The following is a 15,948-nucleotide window of genomic DNA, read 5'->3' as shown; positions in this document are numbered from 1 at the left end:
CATCCCTCATTCCAGGCTTCAGGCCGCCTTGGCTTCCTGCTGGCTCAGCGAGCGGTTCAGCGCGCTGAACAGGGCCTTGAAGCTGGCCGTGGTGATGTTCTCATCAATACCCACGCCATGCACCGGACGGCCACCGGCTACACGCAGTTCAATGTAGGCCGCGGCCTTGGCATTGGTGCCAGCGCCAATGGCGTGCTCGTTGTAGTCCATGATCTCTACGGCAACCGGCAGGCCGGCCACCAGTGCTTCCAGGGCGCCGTTGCCCTTGCCGCGCCAGTGCAGGGTGGTTTCGCCTTCACCGGCAACTTCCACTTCCACGGCGCTGTGGCCGTTTTCTTCCTGCAGGCGATGGCTGACCAGTGCGTATGGCGCGTTGGCCTGGAGGTACTCCTTGTGCAGCAGGCTGTAGATCTGCTGGGCGGTCATTTCCAGGCCCAGGCGGTCGGTCTCACCCTGCACCACCTGGCTGAATTCGATCTGCATGCGACGCGGCAGGCTGATGCCATATTCCTGCTCGAGCAGGTAGGTGATACCGCCTTTGCCCGACTGGCTGTTGACGCGGATTACCGCTTCGTAGCTGCGGCCGATGTCGGCCGGGTCGATTGGCAGGTAAGGCACCTCCCACAGTTCCCCATCCTGCTGCTTGGCGAAGCCCTTGCGGATGGCGTCCTGGTGCGAGCCGGAGAACGCGGTATGGACCAGGTCGCCCACATACGGGTGACGTGGGTGTACCGGCAACTGGTTGCACTCTTCGACCACCTTGCGCACGCCGTCGATGTCGGAGAAGTCCAGCAACGGGTCGATGCCCTGGGTGTAGAGGTTCAGAGCCAAAGTCACCAGGTCGACGTTACCGGTACGCTCGCCGTTGCCGAACAGGCAGCCTTCGGCACGGTCGGCGCCGGCCATGAGGCCCAGTTCGGTGGCAGCGATACCGGTGCCACGGTCGTTGTGGCAGTGCAGGCTGATGATCACGCTGTCGCGGCGGCTGATGTTGCGGCAGAACCACTCGATCTGGTCGGCGTAGATATTTGGCGTGGACACTTCCACGGTGGCCGGCAGGTTGAGGATGATCTTGTGTTCAGGGGTAGGGTTCCACACCTCGATGACCGCGTCACAGACTTCCTTGGCGAACTCCATTTCAGTGGCGCTGAAGGTTTCTGGCGAGTACTGGAAGGTCCACTGGGTTTCCGGCTGCTGGGCGGCGTACTTGACGAACAGCTTGGCCGCGTTCACCGCGATGTCCTTCACGCCTTGCTTGTCCTGATTGAAGACGATGCGGCGGAACGACGGGCTGGTGGCGTTGTACAGGTGGACGATGGCCTTCTTCGCACCACGCAGCGACTCGAAGGTGCGGGCAATCAGGTCTTCACGTGCCTGGGTGAGCACCTGGATGGTGGTGTCATCCGGGATGTGGCCGTCCTCGATCAGGGTGCGCACGAAGTCGAAATCGGTTTGCGAGGCAGACGGGAACGAGGCTTCGATCTCCTTCACGCCAACCTGCACCAAGGTCTTCCAGAAGCGCAGTTTCTTCTCCGAGTCCATCGGCTCGATCAGCGACTGGTTGCCATCACGCAGGTCGGAGCTGCACCAGATAGGTGCCTGGGTGATGGTCTTCGACGGCCAGGTACGGTCAGGCAGGTCGATGGTCGGGAAAGCGCGGTACTTCTTCGAAGGGTCTTTGAGCATGGTCATGGAAGCAATCCTTTTGTGTGCGGCCGAGATCGGGCCTGCCGAGCGATAACGATATGAAGAGGCGAGGCGACGCGATTCAGCCTGGTAGTCGGGCGCTGACCAGGCAGAGGCTGCGATGTTGTCGGAGCAGGATGAGGGTGCTGAAGGTTTTCATGCCTTCAAACTTAACCAGTGGGGTGGGGGATGGCAAGCGTTCGGGAAAAATTGAGAGGAATGCTTAAAAAAAGCCATTAAGCGAGATTTTATGGCTTTATTTGGCTGAGTGCTTCGTTGCTTTTGCGCGGTATTTTTCGATGGCGCAACACAATCGAATTAATGCCAGCAGTGCTGGCCCATTCGCGGGTAAACCCGCTCCTACAGGTACGCGGCCCCTTGTAGGAGCGGGTTTACCCGCGAATGGGCCGGCCCAGGCAGCGCAACGTTCAGGGCTGGAACGCGCCAATGAAAATCGCCGGGTCCACCCGCGCATCGTTCAGGCTGACGTTCCAGTGCATATGCGGCCCGGTCGCCCGCCCGGTCGAGCCCACGCGCCCGACCACCTCGCCACGACGCAGTTGCTGGCCGACCTGCACATCGATCTTCGACATGTGGCAGAACATGCTGATGAAGCCCTGCCCATGGTCGACGAACACCGTGCGGCCGTTGAAGAAATAATCCCCCACCAGAATCACTTTGCCATTGGCGGGTGTCTTGATCGGCGTGCCCGCCGGTACCGCAAAGTCCAGCCCGGCATGCGGGTTGCGTTCTTCGCCATTGAAGAAGCGGCGCACGCCGAACTTGCTCGACAGCGGGCCGTTGACCGGCTTGTCGAGAATCAGGTTGCTCGGCAGGTTCGGGCTGAAGCTGCGGTAGGCCTTGATCTGCTCGGCCAGCTCGCGATCGATGCGCTTGAGGTCGGCCGGGTTCGGGTTGACCTGGCGAGTGTTCTTCAGGGTGATGCGCTGCTCAGGGTACTTCTTGCTGCCTACGCTGAAAGGCAAGGTGCGCCCGCCCTGGTTCAGCACTGCGGTGCCGGGCTTCTGGGTCAGCGGGATGCCGACGATGGCCAGCCAGTTGTCCTGCTCCTTCACCACCAGCACCGGCTTGCCGTCGAAACGGGCGCTGGGTGCGTTGGCGGCGGGGCCCAGGTCGACGACTGCCACACCGCCGGGTACCGGTTTGTTCAGCGTGCGGGTGATGTAGCTGGCCTGGGCGCCGCCGGCCAGCAGCAGCAGGGAAAGGGCAAGCAGGGGCGCGAGCATGCGGGGCATGTGTCAGTCCAGTAGTGAGAGGGTGACCGGGGTCAGGTGGTTGTCTTCGACGCGCACCAGCAGCTCGCCTTCGTTCAAGCGGGCGGTCAGGCGTTGGCCGTTGCGGGTCTGTTCGGCGCTGCGAATGGCCTGGCCTTGTTCATCCAGCAAAATGCTGTATCCGCGGGCCAGGGTGGCCAGCGGACTGACCACTTGCAGTGTCTGTAGCTGGGCCTGGAACCGCTGGCGACGGTCCTTGAGCACCTCGCGCATGGCCCGTGGCAGGCGCTCGGCCAGGCTGTCCAGGCGCTGGTTCAGCAGCTTCAGGTTACGCCCCGGATGCTGCGCGGCCAGGCGGGCGTCCAGGCGTGCCAGGCGTTCGCGGCGCTGGTTGAGGTTGAGCATGAACGCGCGGCGCAGGCGCATGTCCAGGTCGTCCAGGCGTTGGGCCTGCTGGCGCAAACGCTCGCCTGGGTGGCGCAGGCGGCGGGTGAGTGACTCCAGGCGCAGGCGGTCGTGGGTCAGGCGGTTCTGCATGCGCAGCAGCAGGCGCCGTTGCAGGCCATCCAGGCGTTGCCGAAGGCCGCTGTTGTCAGGGGCCAGCAGCTCGGCGGCAGCAGACGGTGTGGGCGCGCGCACGTCAGCCACGAAGTCGCTGATCGACACGTCGGTTTCATGGCCCACGGCGCTGACAATTGGTGTGACGCAGGCGGCCACGGCACGCGCCACGACTTCCTCGTTGAAACACCACAGGTCTTCCAGCGAACCACCACCACGCGCCAGGATCAGCGCATCGAAGCCGAGGCTGTCGGCCAGGCGGATGGCGCGTACGATCTGCGCGATGGCTTCGCGGCCCTGTACCGCTGTAGGGATCAGGTTCAGCTCCACCTGCGGCGCGCGGCGGCCGAACACGCTGATGATGTCGCGGATCACCGCGCCAGTGGGCGAGGTGATGATGCCGATGCGCTGCGGGTGAGCCGGCAGCGGCTTCTTCCGTTCGGTGCTGAACAGCCCCTCGGCACCGAGCTTTTCCTTCAGGGCCTCGAAAGCCAGGCGCAGCGCGCCATCACCGGCTGGCTCGACGGTGTCGAGAATCAGTTGGTAGTCGCCACGCCCCTCGAACAGTGAAACCTTGCCACGCACCCGCACCGCCAGGCCGTCGCGCAGCGCCTGGCGTACCCGCGTGGCGTTCTGCCGGAACAACGCGCAACGCACCTGGGCGCCGCTGTCCTTGAGGGTGAAGTACATGTGGCCGGACGCCGGGCGGGCGAGGTTGGAGATTTCGCCTTCCACCCACACGCTGCGGAAAACGTCTTCCAGCAGCACGCGGGCGCGGCCGTTGAGTTGGCTGACGGTAAGGACCTCGCGGTCCAGCCCGAGTCGTTCGAAAGGGTCTTTGATCATGGCAGGCATCATAAATGACATCGGCCCCGGTTGTCTGTCCCGGGCCCTGTTGGAGCGGGTGCACCGGCGAAGAACAAGGTTCAGCCCTGCAGGGCCGTTACGAACTGCCTGGCTATCTGCCCCGCATCGCGGCGACAGGCCAGCGCCACTGTGCTCTGGCAATCCCCTTGCAACGCCACGAAACTGATCGAAGCGGGTGCGATCTGCCGCATGCACGCTGGCAACAACGCCACCCCAAACCCCGCCTGTATCAGCTGCAATTGCGTGGTCTTGCGCGACAGTACCTGCGCCGCCTTCGGGAAGAATCCTGCCCCCATGCACAACGAGGCAGACAGGTAGCTCAAACCACCGCGATCCCGGTGCGGGATGGAAATGAAGCGTTCTTCCTTCAGTTGCTCCAGTTGCACGTGCTGAGTACCCGCCAAGGGGTGTCCAGCGGCGACCGCCAGCAACAAGGGTTCGTCGAACAATTCATGCAGCACCACGCCTTCATGCTGGCGCAGCACCGGCAAGCGCAACAGGCCGATATCCAGCCGTCCGGCAGCAATGTCTTCCAGCTGTGCCTCCGATGACTGCTGCGCAATCTCCAGCGAAACCCCTGGGTTGTGCTTCAGGTAGTTCCCCAGGCGAGCCAGAAGCCCCCCGGTCAGCGGCACGGTGCTGGAATGATTCAGGCGCAAGTTGCCTTGCAACCCTTGGCCAATGTCACGGGTAACCCGCTCAGCCTGTGCCAGGTCAGCCAGCAAGCGTCGCGCCCGTTCAAGAAAGGCCTGACCGGCCAGCGTCAGGCGAGGCAGGCGCGCCGTGCGTTCGAACAGCGGCGTGCCCAGTTGCTGCTCCAGCTCCTTGATCTGCCGGCTAAGGGCCGACTGGGCAACGTACAGTCGCTCGGCTGCACTGCTGAAACTGCCACACTCGGCGATTTCCACGAAGTAACGCAACTGTCGGATCGACGTCATGTCATGCCTTTTTGAGATGGCTCTTGGGATAAAGGCATATTAGTCGGCATGGCTCATGGCTGGCTAACCTTTGCCTGTCTTCCCAGGAACTGCTGCCATGCTTGCCCAACTGTCGTTTTCCGGCCTTGACTGGCTGCCGATCCTGTTCGCCATCGCTGCGGCCTACATCGTTTTCGGTATCGCCGGCTTCGGTACTGCACTCGTGGCCGGGCCGGTGCTGATTCACTTCATGCCGTTGACACGAATCATCCCGCTGCTGGTACTGCTGGATTTCGCGGCCGCCTTCGGCAACCTGCTGCCGTCACGCCGGGATGTGGTACGCAGTGAATTGCTGCGGCTGCTGCCCTTCATGGCCTTGGGTTGTACGCTGGGCGTGGTGTTCCTGCTCCAGCTGAAGTCCGACCTGTTGCTGCTGTTGATGGGGCTATTCGTGACCGCCTATGCACTTTACGGGCTGGCAGTGAAAGTGAGGCCAGCCAGCCTGTCCGGCTTCTGGGCGGTGCCGATGGGCACGGCAGGCGGGTTGTTCGGGGCTTTGTTCGGCAGCGGCGGGTTTCTTTATGCCCTTTACCTGAGTGCACGGCTGGAGGTGAAGGAACAGGTACGCGCCACCCAGAGCGCGCTGATCAGCTGCAGTACGATAGTGCGTCTGTCGCTGTTCCTTATCGCCGGTGTCTATGCCGACCAAAGTCTGCTGCTGCTCGCCGCCTGCCTACTGCCTGTCATGTTCATTGGCCTTTGGGTAGGGCGTCGGTTGACCCACCGGTTGTCCCGCGAAGCGTTCGTACGGCTGGTCACCTGGCTGGTGCTGGCCAGTGGCCTGGCGTTGATTGGTCGCTACCTGAGCGCCTGAGCGGTAGAATTGCGTCATCACCGGCGTTTTTCAGGCTTGTCCCGTTCATGAACACCCAGAGCATCATCGTTCCAAAGCTGTCTACCGTCCCGGTGCATGAAGCCCGCTCCCGCGCCATCCTGCGCTGGCTGGTGCGCGAAAAAGTCGTCGAGGAGCAACTGACCACCTGCGGTCGCACCGGCAACCGCATGGGCCATGCCCTGGCGGCAGGGGCGCGCAAAGTGGCCCTGCACCCGGAAAAACTGCCCTTCGGCGAGCCGGTCAACGGCCTGGAAGTGATGCTCAAGCGCTGCATCTACACCCCCACCGAAGGCTTCCTCGAAGAAGCCGGTTGCCCGGAGTGCCGGCGCGAGGTGGGTGAGCCGTTGTTCGAAAGCCTGGAAGAGTGGATGCCGGCGGTGAGCGACAACTTTACCTGCCCGCTGTGCGGCTTCGAAGATGACATCAATGGCTTCATTTACCTGCAGCCATGTGCCTTTTCCAACCTGGGGTTCATCTTCAACAACTGGGGCGAGGCCGGGTTCACCCAGGCCTTTCTCGACAGCTTCGCCGACTGGCTCGACCAGCCGGTGGCCGTGGTGCAGGTAAAACTGCCACAAGCCTGACCGAAGGCCCTTATTTTGCATTGAGCGGCGCGCCATGCATGAGTATAATGGCGCGCTTCCATTTTTCCCGCCCGGGAGCCCCCGCGATGCTGCGTATCAGCCAAGAAGCCCTGACCTTCGACGATATCCTCCTTGTACCTGGCTATTCCGAGGTACTGCCCAATGAAGTCAGTCTCAAGACCCGTTTGACCCGTGGCATCGAGCTGAACATTCCGCTGGTTTCCGCTGCCATGGATACCGTGACCGAAGCGCGTCTGGCCATTGCCATGGCTCAGGAAGGCGGTATCGGCATCATCCACAAGAACATGACCATCGAACAACAGGCCAGCGAAGTGCGCAAGGTCAAGAAGTTCGAGGCTGGCGTGGTCAAGGACCCGATCACCATCGACGCCGATGCCACTGTGCGCGACCTGTTCGAGCTGACCCGCCTGAACAATATCTCCGGTGTGCCGGTACTGGCGAACGGCGACCTGGTCGGCATCGTCACCTCCCGTGACGTACGCTTCGAAAATCGCCTGGACGCCAAGGTCCGCGACGTGATGACGCCGAAAGAGCGTCTGGTCACCGTCCGCGAAGGCGCCGACAAAAACGAAGTTCGCGAGCTGCTGCACAAGCATCGTCTGGAAAAAGTCCTGATCGTTGACGACAAGTTCAACCTCAAGGGCATGATGACCGTCAAGGACATCGAAAAGGCCAAGGCTTACCCGCTGGCCAGCAAGGACGACCAGGGTCGCCTGCGCGTCGGCGCCGCCGTCGGCACCGGCAAGGACACCGGCGAGCGCGTTGCTGCGCTGGTGGCGGCTGGCGTTGATGTCGTCGTCGTCGACACTGCCCACGGCCACTCCAAAGGTGTGATCGACCGCGTACGCTGGGTGAAAGAAACCTACCCGCAAGTGCAGGTCATCGGCGGCAACATCGCCACCGGCGCTGCCGCCAAGGCCCTGGCCGAAGCGGGTGCCGATGCGGTCAAGGTCGGTATCGGCCCTGGCTCTATCTGCACCACCCGTATCGTTGCCGGTGTCGGCGTGCCGCAAATCAGCGCCATCGCCAACGTCGCCGCAGCACTGGAAGGCACTGGCGTGCCACTGATCGCTGACGGCGGTATCCGCTTCTCCGGTGACCTGTCCAAGGCCATCGTTGCCGGTGCGTCCTGCGTGATGATGGGGTCGATGTTCGCCGGTACCGAAGAGGCCCCGGGTGAAGTCGAGCTGTTCCAGGGCCGTTCCTACAAGGCCTACCGCGGCATGGGCTCGCTGGGTGCCATGGCGCAGGCGCAGGGCTCGTCCGACCGTTACTTCCAGGATTCCTCGGCCGGCGCCGAGAAGCTGGTACCGGAAGGCATCGAAGGCCGCGTTCCTTACAAAGGTGCCCTGGCCGCGATCATCCACCAGCTGATGGGCGGCCTGCGTTCGTCCATGGGCTACACCGGCAGCGCAACCATCGAAGAAATGCGCACCAAGCCGGAATTCGTGCGTATCACCGGTGCCGGCATGGCCGAGTCCCACGTGCATGACGTGCAAATCACCAAAGAAGCCCCTAACTACCGCGTAGGCTGAGGCTTCCAGCTACAACATAAAGCGGGGCTGTCATGACAGCCCCGCGTCGTTTCCGATTTCCACTGACGAGATTGAGTCATGGCCCTCGACATTCACGCTCACCGCATCCTGATCCTCGATTTCGGTTCCCAGTACACCCAGCTGATCGCCCGCCGCGTGCGCGAAATCGGCGTGTACTGCGAACTGCACCCGTTCGACATGGACGATGAAGCGATCCGCGAATTCAACCCGCGCGGCATCATCCTTGCCGGCGGCCCCGAGTCGGTCCACGAAGCCAACAGCCCGCGCGCTCCGCAGGCTGTGTTTGACCTGAATGTGCCTGTGCTGGGTATCTGCTACGGCATGCAGACCATGGCCGAGCAGATGGGCGGCAAGGTAGAAGGTTCCGACCTGCGTGAGTTCGGTTATGCCCGCGTGGACGTTGTCGGCAAGAGCCGCCTGCTCGACGGCATCGAAGACCACGTTGACGACGATGGCGTGCTGGGCCTGGACGTGTGGATGAGCCACGGTGACAAGGTCACCCAGATGCCTGCCAACTTCAGCATTCTGGCCAGCACCCCAAGCTGCCCGATCGCCGGCATGTACGACGACGCCCGCGGCTACTACGGCGTGCAGTTCCACCCCGAAGTGACCCACACCAAGCAGGGTGGTCGCATCCTGTCCCGCTTCGTGCAGGACATCTGCGGCTGTGAAGCCCTGTGGACGGCGTCCAACATCGTCGAAGACGCCATTGCCCAAGTACGTGCGCAAGTCGGTTCGGCCAACGTCCTGCTGGGTCTGTCCGGCGGCGTCGACAGCTCGGTGGTTGCTGCGCTGCTGCACCGTGCCATCGGCGACCAGCTGACCTGCGTATTCGTCGACAACGGCCTGCTGCGCCTGCACGAAGGCGACCAGGTGATGGCCATGTTCAAAGAGAACATGGGCGTCAAGGTGATCCGCGCCGACGCTGAAAAGCAGTTCCTCGACAACCTGGCCGGCGAAGCCGACCCGGAGAAGAAGCGCAAGATCATCGGCCGCACCTTCATCGACGTTTTCGATGCCGAAGCCAGCAAGCTGGAGAACATCCAGTTCCTCGCCCAGGGCACCATCTACCCGGACGTGATCGAGTCGGCTGGCGCCAAGAGCGGCAAGGCCCACGTGATCAAGTCGCACCACAACGTCGGCGGCCTGCCGGAGGAGATGAACCTCAAGCTGGTCGAGCCGCTGCGTGAACTGTTCAAGGACGAAGTGCGCAAGATTGGCCTGGAGCTGGGCCTGCCGTACGACATGGTCTACCGCCACCCGTTCCCGGGCCCGGGCCTGGGCGTGCGTATCCTCGGTGAAGTGAAGAAGGAATACGCCGACATCCTGCGTCGCGCCGACCACATCTTCATCGAAGAGCTGCGCAAGGCCGACTGGTACCACAAGACCAGCCAGGCGTTCGTGGTGTTCCAGCCGGTCAAGTCGGTCGGCGTCGTCGGCGACGGCCGTCGCTACGCCTGGGTCGTGGCCCTGCGTGCCGTCGAGACCGTGGACTTCATGACCGCGCGTTGGGCACACTTGCCGTACGAGCTGCTGGAAACTGTCAGCGGTCGTATCATCAACGAAATCGACGGTATCTCGCGCGTTACCTACGACGTGTCGAGCAAGCCGCCGGCCACTATCGAGTGGGAATGATTGGGCGTCCGGCATTGTCCGGCACCACCTAGCAAGAAATGCCCTGAAGCCCGCGTAATTGCGGGCTTTTGGCTTTTTGGGTCTGGCAAATTCGGGTAGCGTTCTGCATCGCCAAGCACGGTGTTTGTGTGGCATGGTACGGGGTATTGACTGCATCTAGTGCCATGCATGACGCTCAATACCATGTCCTTTGCTTCAGTGTTGGCATGGTATCGAGTTGGCCTAAAGGGCCGGTTTTACTGGGGATCGACCCCATTTTTCCGCGCTTTTCAGGGCATGGTATTTTTTCATGGAAATAGTGGAAGCCATGCTCACCGATACCAAGCTTCGAAATCTCAAGCCCCAGGACAAGCTCTACAAGGTGATTGACCGTGACGGCTTATACGTGGCCGTCACCCCAGCCGGCTCAATCTCCTTTCGCTACAACTACTCCATCAACGGCCGGCAGGAGACCATCACCTTCGGTCGTTATGGCTTAGGGGGGATCACTCTGGCAGAGGCTCGCGAGCGGCTAGGGGAGGCGAAGAAGATGGTCGCCGCTGGCAAGTCTCCAGCTAAGGAAAAAGCGCGTGCGAAGGCGCGCACGAAGGGTGCTGAGACTTTTGACGCTTGGGCTGAAAAATGGCTGCGCGGTTACCAGATGGCGGACTCGACGCGAGACATGCGTCGATCAGTCTACGAGCGTGAGTTGAAGCCGAAATTTGGCAATCAGAAGCTGGTCGAAATCACCCATGAGGATCTGCGTGCGCTGACGGATGCCATAGTGGAGCGGGGTGCCCCTGCAACCGCCGTCCACTCACGGGAGATCGTGCTGCAAGTCTTCCGTTGGGCCATTGAGCGTGGCCAGAAGGTTGAAAACCCTGCCGATCTGGTACGGCCTGCCAGCATCGCGAAATTTGAGCCGCGCGACCGTGCGTTGACGCCCGATGAAATTGCGCTGATGTACCAGTACATGGATAGAATCGGTACAGCGACCTCGGTTCGCGCAGCGGCCAAACTCCTCCTGCTGACGATGGTGCGCAAGAGCGAGCTGACCAATGCGACGTGGAGTGAGATCAATTTCAGCGAGGCGCTGTGGACGATCCCCAAAGAGCGGATGAAGCGTCGTAACCCTCATTTGGTGTTTCTGTCCCAGCAGGCATTGGATTTCTTCATCGCGTTGAAAACCTTGGCAGGAGGTTCAGATTACGTTCTGCCGTCACGCTACGACTCTGATTTGCCAATGAGTGCGGCCACGATCAACCAAGTACTGACGCTCACTTATCGCCTTGCGCAAAAGGAAGGGGTGCCATTAGGCAAATTCGGTCCCCACGATCTGCGACGCACGGCCAGCACGCTGCTGCATGAGGCGGGCTAAAACTCCGACTGGATCGAGAAGTGTCTTGCGCACGAGCAGAAGGGTGTGCGAGCTGTCTACAACAAGGCCAAGTACCGGGATCAGCGTCGCGCTATGTTGCAGGATTGGGCCGATATGATTGATGAATGGACGCTTCAGAGACCTCGTAAACAAATGGGTAGCAAAAAGGAACCCGCCAGAGGCGGGTTCTTCTGAGTTCTGTCTAGGTCTTTACTTCGTCTCTTTCCCTCTAATTGATGCTATTGCTTCAAATGCTCGTTCATAAACACTCACAGGAGGCTTTCCGAAACTAACGACTGATGGGGAGAGCATCTCTGAGTATTTCACAAACTTTTCTGGGTCGTTATTTGCGGCCAATAGTGCGCTAGCTTGCGAGTCATAAAGCTCCGCTAGCTGTGAGTAATACCTTATAAAGGAAACTGCTGTTTGGAATAGTAGAATTGAAACAGCTATAGCTCCAAATGTAAAAGCCATAGACGATACGGAGCTTGTCCATTCCGGTGTTTCTTGTACGAATGGCTGTTTCGAATACGCTGTCTGGGTGCGCTCATAGAAATTCACTAGTTGCTCAAGCTCGTGCATGTAGGCGGTGCGCTCATCCATTGTGAAACTTTCTTCCTTGACGTCTTCGCCATCCATCCGCCTTCCCATGTTAATGATGCTGTCAGGATAAATTTTCTCGAGAAGATCGTTGGATTTGCGTAAAAATAATCCAGGGTCACGCATTTTGTTAAAGGAGATTTTCTCTCCAAGTTCTCGGAGTGAATATGTCTTGGTCTGGCTCGAACTAAACACAGCCGCCACTGCAAGGCTCATTAAAATCAACAAGCCCAAAGCTATATAGAGTCTTGCTGCCCTAGATCGCTTGGCTCTCCTTTTCAAGTCATCTATTGCTGCTGTGTGGCCTGAGTTTACGTTGAGTTCCGTAGCACTTTCCATGTAATAACCGCTCTGTGTAATTTAGGTGGTTTGTATTGTAATGCCTAAGATGGTCTGTAAAGCTTCGGATTTCTAAGAGGCCGCCATGACGCGTTAAGTGTGGGCGCGAAAACAACCAGGCGGCCGTTTTTCTTCAGAAGCTGGGGCCGAAAAAAAGGTTCTTCACGGATTGCCGGGAAAGTCATTCTTGATCTTCATGAAAAAGAATTCGCTGTCCCGGTAGCCGTAAGCCATCCGCTTGATCACCTTGATCCGGTTGTTGATGCCTTCCAGCTGGCCCGTATGCATCGGCCATCGCACCCTGCTCAAGATGCCGCGCCAGTATCCCTTTAGGCGTTTAGCAAACTGCTTCAGTGCCGGTATCGCGCTTTCATCAGCCAGACGCAGCCACTGCTTCCAGGCTGATCGCCAACCCCAGGCGGTGGTGGGCGACCGCAGCGCTTTTAACTCTGCTTTCATCAGATAAACCGTCATCAGCGATTGGTTAGCCGACAGCAGATCCCTCAGGTGCACCTGTTGATCTTCTCGCTTGAGATTTTCCGGATTACGCAGCAGTAGCCAGCGTGCTTGCTTGATCACCCTGCGCGCGGGTTTGTCATGGCGCAGACGGTTGGCTTCGTCGACCCGTACCCGGTCAATCACCTCGCGCCCATACTTGGCGACTACATGAAACAGGTCGTAGACCACGCGTGCCTGAGGGCAGTGTTGGCGTACCTCCAGGTCAAATGCGGTGTTCATGTCCATCGCCAATCCACAGCACCCGGCGGGTATCGGCGTCCAGCACCACGCTGGCGTAGCGATGGCCTTTGAACAGGGCGAACTCGTCCATCACCAGGCGCCTGGGCTGGGCCTTTGGTAGCTGCTCTAGAGCGGCTTGTAGAGCTCGTCGTTCCAGCAAGCGCACACTGTCCCAATGCAAATCAAACAGCTCGGCGACGTGCAGGGTAGGCAGCCGCTGGCAAGCCTGGATCACGGCCTCGGCCAAGCGCTGGGTCATACGCGAATAGCGATCAAGCCAGCTGACTGACTCCATCCGCTTGCCGCATGCGCGACACCCAACGCGCCGCAGTTCCACATTCAACCGTACCGCATGGCCAAGAATGGGGAGATCACGGATCGAGCGCTGGCAGTATTCGTGGATGGCGGTGCTGGGCTGATGGCAGCCGCTGCAGGTGGGGAACCTAGTGGGCTGCGGAATCAGGTCGATCAGCAGATCGTCGCCATCAGGCCTGATGGCAATGACAGAAAAGCCCTCCCAAAAGGGCAGAAACGTATTAATATCGTGCACAAGAACGCCGGTTTGTTGATGTGTTTGCTCGCACGAACATCATCCATCAAACCGGCGTTCTTGTTTCTGTCTTTCCCGGGATTCCGTGAAGAACCAAAGAAAAGCCCCCGGCCCGCAGGCGCGGGAAGTCAATCGAGGTTTGGGTGACGGACGACGAGAAAAAGAAAATCAAAAAACAAGCCAAGGAGGCGGGTTTGTCTCGTTCTGGCTAGCTGCGCGCTTGGTTTAAACACGCCGTTAAGGTCGGTTGTGGCCCTGGCGGCCGTGGCTGATCTTGCCAGAGTGAATGGCGACCTTGGGCGGATTGCTGGTTTGTGAAAGCACTGGCTTGCAGAGAAGCGCGGAGAAGGCGTGTGTATTATCGATGTGCAAAGCGCAATATTTGATTTTCGTAGCTATTGGGTTAAGAATGGGATCGTTTGTCTGAGCTCATAAGTGAATCATCAGCTTTAAGAAGTAATTGGATTGTGCAATCCAAAGAGGCCGACGGCATGTTAGCTACCATATTTTTATTGCGTGAGCTCGCAGCTTTTATTATGCCAATATCCCTAAAGGGTCAAGAGATTTGCTCAGTGGCCCATTGTGAGTTCTGTCTTGCCAATGGGCCTGGAGCTATACATGCCGCTATTTTGAAATGTCAGTCATCAAAATGAGTCTGCGCCATATTTAAAATGTAGTAATCGGAAATAGCATGGCTAAGCTTGTAAGATAATCAGAACCACCCAAATCGGCGAGGTTCGTCTTTGCCCCCGCCGGGCATTTTCTGATTACAAATCCCAATCCATTTTCTGTATTCAGGCGCCTGGGGAGTATAGATATCAAGTTCGTAATCTATTCCTGGGGTCTCTGAGAAATACATGATCATGACTGAATAAGGGGGTACAACTGAAACAAGCGGAGAGGCCGTCACGCGAATCTCGCTTTTTTTGGTATAGAATACCGTATTCAATTCATAAGCTGGTAATTCTAGCAAGACTTTATTTTTTCTACCTATTACTCTGATGTTACATACCGGGTCTGGAGAGCGCTGAGGATAGCCGCCGTTTTTTATTCCCCGCTTGGGAGTTGTTATCCCAGTGAACGGCATCCCAAAAAAAGCTGGGTTTTGTTTAGCTGCGGTACTACTCAAAAATATTTCCCCATTGCCATGGGGGTTAATCTGAATCGCAAGGCCAGTGACCGGAGTAAGTGGTTTAGTAACATCGATCTTCAGTGCTTGCGTTTGGATGACTCCAGCTTTGCTCGCAAGTACTTGCTTCGAAGTTTTTTTACCAAAGACACCTTTCGGCAAGCTGCTTGCTGGTAAAACTGGAAGTCTCGCTCCAGCTTTCGCGCTGTAACCTGAAGCTCTGCTCCCCGTTCCCGAGCGGTTAACTACAGATTCATCAAGAAGAAGACCATCTGAAATAAGCAGCGCGAGCCTTTCCTCTGTTAGTGGATGAGTTACCACACATTGATCCGGCAAAAGATCTTCAAAAGCCTTTGTAATGGCTGAAAAGTCATCCAGCTCAGCTGGAAGTTTAAAGGAGAGCTGAACTCCGGCCTCGAAATTTATTTCAGTGCCGCCTACTGTCAGATTATTCGATCCAATGTATGCTACGGCCTTTGTGGGACCTTTGAACCAATAAATTTTTGGGTGGAAGCTATTTCCTAGTTGTTGAGTAAAATATGAGGCGCTCAGATTTTCGACCGCAAAAGTCAAGGCTTGTAAACTAGTTCCTTTATGGTCGATCCCAAAGATGCCGGTAGCGGTCTTACCCTGCGCAATCCAATCTTGAAGAAGCTCTTGTAGGCGGTAGAACGGACCGACCTTAGCGAAAGCGACGGCAAAGCCAAATTCACTAAGTTCTGGATCGCTAAGGAACCGTTTCAAATCCTCTAGCAAGCGTCTATTTCCAAGTGGTTGATCAAGAGGAGAAAGGATGGAAAATTGCGGCATTTGTCTTCATGTCCTTGTTGAAGTAGCCAGCCCGCTGATAGGCATGGTGCCTCAGGGAATGGCGAAGTACGCTAGCAGTGCAGTGGCAAAATGATCTCATCTCTCGTAGATTACTTTAATTTCAGCGTGAGTGTGGGTGTAAATCGGTCCAGGTTGACTGCTCGTCAACGCCATATTTTTAACCGTGTTTCGACCCTAACCCTCTGTATTTCTTGAATTCTTCTGATTTTTTGCTTGACGTCTAGCTAGGTTTGATGTCTAATTCGGGCGCTGCCCAGATAGCTCAGTCGGTAGAGCAGGGGATTGAAAATCCCCGTGTCGGCGGTTCGACTCCGTCTCTGGGCACCAAGATGCCAAACCCCTGTACCTCCTCGGTTCAGGGGTTTTTTTTTGGTTTTGGATTGAATTCTGTTGGTGGTGATAGGTGGCCTCTGGCGTGGCAGGTATGTCATCTAGTAAAGAGTTCAAAGT

At 58.4% G+C, this 15,948-nt stretch carries 11 protein-coding genes, 1 tRNA gene and 3 pseudogenes; 8 read left to right on the top strand and 7 right to left on the bottom strand.

Going from position 1 to position 15,948, the window contains the following annotated elements:
• Positions 1–18: 18 nt before the first annotated feature.
• From leuA to INQ47_RS12345, 4 genes are all read right to left on the bottom strand, one after another.
• A complete protein-coding gene (gene leuA, locus INQ47_RS12360) occupies positions 19–1,692 on the bottom strand; it encodes a 2-isopropylmalate synthase (RefSeq protein WP_021781914.1) in 1,674 nt (557 codons plus the stop codon).
• Positions 1,693–2,114: 422 nt separating this feature from the next.
• Positions 2,115–2,942 (bottom strand): M23 family metallopeptidase, encoded by an 828-nt coding sequence (locus INQ47_RS12355; RefSeq protein WP_252458932.1) that lies wholly within the window; start codon positions 2,940–2,942, stop codon positions 2,115–2,117.
• A gap of 3 nt (positions 2,943–2,945) precedes the next feature.
• On the bottom strand, positions 2,946–4,325 hold the full coding sequence (xseA, locus tag INQ47_RS12350) for an exodeoxyribonuclease VII large subunit (RefSeq protein WP_404701783.1): 1,380 nt from the start codon (positions 4,323–4,325) through the stop codon (positions 2,946–2,948).
• An 80-nt stretch (positions 4,326–4,405) separates the two neighbouring features.
• Positions 4,406–5,284, bottom strand: coding sequence for a LysR family transcriptional regulator (locus tag INQ47_RS12345; protein WP_404701782.1), 879 nt, complete (start codon positions 5,282–5,284; stop codon positions 4,406–4,408).
• Between the two features lie 97 nt (positions 5,285–5,381).
• Here INQ47_RS12345 and INQ47_RS12340 point away from each other — a divergent pair, with 97 nt between their 5' ends.
• The 5 genes and pseudogenes from INQ47_RS12340 (at position 5,382) to INQ47_RS12320 (ending at position 11,506) form a co-directional block, all read left to right on the top strand.
• On the top strand, positions 5,382–6,137 hold the full coding sequence (locus INQ47_RS12340) for a sulfite exporter TauE/SafE family protein (RefSeq protein ID WP_209967769.1): 756 nt from the start codon (positions 5,382–5,384) through the stop codon (positions 6,135–6,137).
• 47 nt (positions 6,138–6,184) lie between these two features.
• The gene (locus INQ47_RS12335; protein WP_103463198.1) at positions 6,185–6,742 is read left to right on the top strand and encodes a sugar ABC transporter ATPase; all 558 of its coding nucleotides are present in this window, start codon (positions 6,185–6,187) and stop codon (positions 6,740–6,742) included.
• Positions 6,743–6,828: 86 nt separating this feature from the next.
• A complete protein-coding gene (gene guaB, locus INQ47_RS12330; RefSeq protein ID WP_180688767.1) occupies positions 6,829–8,298 on the top strand; it encodes an IMP dehydrogenase in 1,470 nt (489 codons plus the stop codon).
• A 78-nt stretch (positions 8,299–8,376) separates the two neighbouring features.
• Positions 8,377–9,954 carry a glutamine-hydrolyzing GMP synthase gene (gene guaA / locus INQ47_RS12325; RefSeq protein WP_252458934.1) on the top strand — a complete coding sequence of 526 codons (1,578 nt, stop codon included), beginning with the start codon at positions 8,377–8,379 and terminating at the stop codon, positions 9,952–9,954.
• Positions 9,955–10,261: 307 nt separating this feature from the next.
• A pseudogene (locus INQ47_RS12320) lies at positions 10,262–11,506 on the top strand (tyrosine-type recombinase/integrase).
• Positions 11,507–11,521: 15 nt separating this feature from the next.
• Here INQ47_RS12320 and INQ47_RS12315 read toward each other — a convergent pair.
• Both INQ47_RS12315 and INQ47_RS12310 read right to left on the bottom strand, forming a co-directional pair.
• Entirely contained in the window at positions 11,522–12,250 is a 729-nt protein-coding gene (locus INQ47_RS12315) for a hypothetical protein (protein ID WP_404701781.1), read from the bottom strand.
• 162 nt (positions 12,251–12,412) lie between these two features.
• Positions 12,413–13,490 (bottom strand): annotated as a pseudogene (locus tag INQ47_RS12310) (transposase).
• On the opposite strand from INQ47_RS12310, the gene INQ47_RS12305 reads away from it, so the two are divergent.
• Both INQ47_RS12305 and INQ47_RS12300 read left to right on the top strand, forming a co-directional pair.
• Positions 13,386–13,685, top strand: coding sequence for a hypothetical protein (locus INQ47_RS12305; protein WP_404701780.1), 300 nt, complete (start codon positions 13,386–13,388; stop codon positions 13,683–13,685). The pseudogene INQ47_RS12310 and the gene INQ47_RS12305 overlap by 105 nt on opposite strands.
• Positions 13,670–13,973: pseudogene (locus INQ47_RS12300) on the top strand (plasmid mobilization protein). The gene INQ47_RS12305 and the pseudogene INQ47_RS12300 overlap by 16 nt, the downstream one beginning before the upstream one ends.
• A gap of 277 nt (positions 13,974–14,250) precedes the next feature.
• Here INQ47_RS12300 and INQ47_RS12295 read toward each other — a convergent pair.
• Positions 14,251–15,477, bottom strand: coding sequence for a hypothetical protein (locus INQ47_RS12295; RefSeq protein ID WP_404701779.1), 1,227 nt, complete (start codon positions 15,475–15,477; stop codon positions 14,251–14,253).
• Between the two features lie 272 nt (positions 15,478–15,749).
• Between INQ47_RS12295 and INQ47_RS12290 the strand changes: the two genes are divergently transcribed.
• Positions 15,750–15,825: transfer RNA gene (locus INQ47_RS12290), tRNA-Phe, on the top strand.
• Positions 15,826–15,948: the final 123 nt, after the last annotated feature.

The sequence above is a fragment of the Pseudomonas sp. 3HC3 genome, from assembly GCF_044904505.1.
In the GTDB taxonomy this organism is placed as follows: Bacteria; Pseudomonadota; Gammaproteobacteria; order Pseudomonadales; family Pseudomonadaceae; genus Aquipseudomonas; species Aquipseudomonas putida_Y.
Note: the sequence above shows the minus strand (reverse complement) of the source record. Positions and strands in the feature narration are given on the sequence as shown.

Excerpts from the sequence above, each read along its gene's own strand:
- leuA (WP_021781914.1), bottom strand. The coding sequence starts at position 1,692 with ATGACCATGCTCAAAGACCCTTCGAAGAAGTACCGCGCTTTCCCGACC.
- INQ47_RS12355 (WP_252458932.1), bottom strand. The coding sequence starts at position 2,942 with ATGCCCCGCATGCTCGCGCCCCTGCTTGCCCTTTCCCTGCTGCTGCTG.
- xseA (WP_404701783.1), bottom strand. The coding sequence starts at position 4,325 with ATGATCAAAGACCCTTTCGAACGACTCGGGCTGGACCGCGAGGTCCTT.
- INQ47_RS12345 (WP_404701782.1), bottom strand. The coding sequence starts at position 5,284 with ATGACGTCGATCCGACAGTTGCGTTACTTCGTGGAAATCGCCGAGTGT.
- INQ47_RS12340 (WP_209967769.1), top strand. The coding sequence starts at position 5,382 with ATGCTTGCCCAACTGTCGTTTTCCGGCCTTGACTGGCTGCCGATCCTG.
- INQ47_RS12335 (WP_103463198.1), top strand. The coding sequence starts at position 6,185 with ATGAACACCCAGAGCATCATCGTTCCAAAGCTGTCTACCGTCCCGGTG.
- guaB (WP_180688767.1), top strand. The coding sequence starts at position 6,829 with ATGCTGCGTATCAGCCAAGAAGCCCTGACCTTCGACGATATCCTCCTT.
- guaA (WP_252458934.1), top strand. The coding sequence starts at position 8,377 with ATGGCCCTCGACATTCACGCTCACCGCATCCTGATCCTCGATTTCGGT.
- INQ47_RS12315 (WP_404701781.1), bottom strand. The coding sequence starts at position 12,250 with ATGGAAAGTGCTACGGAACTCAACGTAAACTCAGGCCACACAGCAGCA.
- INQ47_RS12295 (WP_404701779.1), bottom strand. The coding sequence starts at position 15,477 with ATGCCGCAATTTTCCATCCTTTCTCCTCTTGATCAACCACTTGGAAAT.